Origin of the sequence: Micromonospora sp. D75, from assembly GCF_018070405.1 — a bacterium.
GTDB lineage: Bacteria > Actinomycetota > Actinomycetes > Mycobacteriales > Micromonosporaceae > Micromonospora > Micromonospora chalcea.
This window is the reverse complement of the sequence record NZ_JAGPXV010001009.1, coordinates 1-1,202: the sequence shown is the minus strand read 5'-3', so window position 1 is coordinate 1,202 and position 1,202 is coordinate 1. Positions and strand designations below refer to the sequence as shown.

Sequence of the window (1,202 nt, the reverse complement as noted above, 5' to 3'; positions counted from 1 at the left end):
GGCCGGTGGCCAGCAGGTCGTCTTCGACGTGCCCGGCGGCTTCCTGTCGGTGACCAGCGAGGGCGTCACGGTGCTCGCCGAGAGCGCGACCCCCGCCACCCCGGCCCGCTGAGCAGACCCGCCGATGGAGATCGTCGAAGGGTTCGGAATCGGCGTAGCGGTAGTCGTCGTCGCCATTCTGATCCTCTTCATCCGGCGGGCCCTGTTCACACGTAGCGGTGGCACCATCCGGCTGAGCGTGCGGGTCTCCACGATCCTCGACGGTCGCGGCTGGTCACCCGGGTTCGGTCGCTTCGTCGGCGACGAACTCCGCTGGTACCGCATGTTCAGCTTCGCGCTGCGCCCCAAGCGGGTGCTCTCCCGCGAGGGGCTGGCGGTCGAGCGACGCCGGCTGCCCGAGGGCCAGGAACGCATGTCCATGCCGGCCGAGTGGGTGATCCTGCGCTGTACCAGCCACCACGCGCCGATCGAGATCGCCATGGCGCGTTCCACGGTTACCGGATTCCTGTCCTGGCTCGAGGCCGCCCCACCCGGGGCGGTCTCGCCGCGTCTGGCCTCCCAGGACTGGCCCGCCGCCTGACCCCGGCCGCTTGATCGACTCCACCTCCCCGAGGTGGCGGCACCCCGCACACCTTGGCCGGCTGAATCCGGCACCCGGTTCGCCCAGTCCGGCTGCCCCCGCACGACAGCCCTCACCTCGCCATCGATCTTGGAGTTGTGGCGCCCACGATGCCCGTTTGACGAGGTATGCGAGGCACCACAACTCCAAGATCGCCGGGGCTCCTAGGAGTTCGGGACGGGTTGCCGCCCCCCAGCTCCTGATGCCCCGCGCGATCTTGCACTTAGGTGCCCCATAAATCCGGGCGAATCGGGTGCCGCGAGGGCTCAAGGTGCAAGATCGCGCGTGCGGCCCGCGGACCCGCGGCGGGGCGGCCGCCTCGGGCCAGGCCTCGCTCCGAGAGCGTCGATCATGAACTTGGCGGCACTTGGTGTCCGTTATGTCGCCGCTAACCTCATGATCAACCCTGTGGCGGGTGCCCGGGGAGGCTTTTGTGGGGGTGATCAAGGGGTTTGTGTCCTCGTGGGTGCCGGAAAGGGCCGCAAACTCCTTGATCAACAGGGCGTAGGGCGAGGCGGCCGGGCCGGGGCGCGGTGGGGGTTTGGCGTGTGTGGGCGGGGTGTCGGGTTCGGGGGTGGTGGGC

1 protein-coding gene and 1 pseudogene are annotated in these 1,202 nt (G+C 69.8%); both read left to right on the top strand.

Annotated elements, in window-relative coordinates; translation table 11 throughout:
* Positions 1-112: pseudogene (locus KBX39_RS31555) on the top strand (F0F1 ATP synthase subunit epsilon); the annotation flags it as partial.
* A 12-nt stretch (positions 113-124) separates the two neighbouring features.
* The gene (locus KBX39_RS31550) at positions 125-580 is read left to right on the top strand and encodes a DUF2550 domain-containing protein (RefSeq protein WP_043328663.1); all 456 of its coding nucleotides are present in this window, start codon (positions 125-127) and stop codon (positions 578-580) included.
* Positions 581-1,202 lie beyond the last annotated feature (622 nt).

What these genes read in the sequence shown, in the direction of transcription:
- KBX39_RS31550 (WP_043328663.1), top strand. Translation starts at nt 125, where the DNA reads ATGGAGATCGTCGAAGGGTTCGGAATCGGCGTAGCGGTAGTCGTCGTC.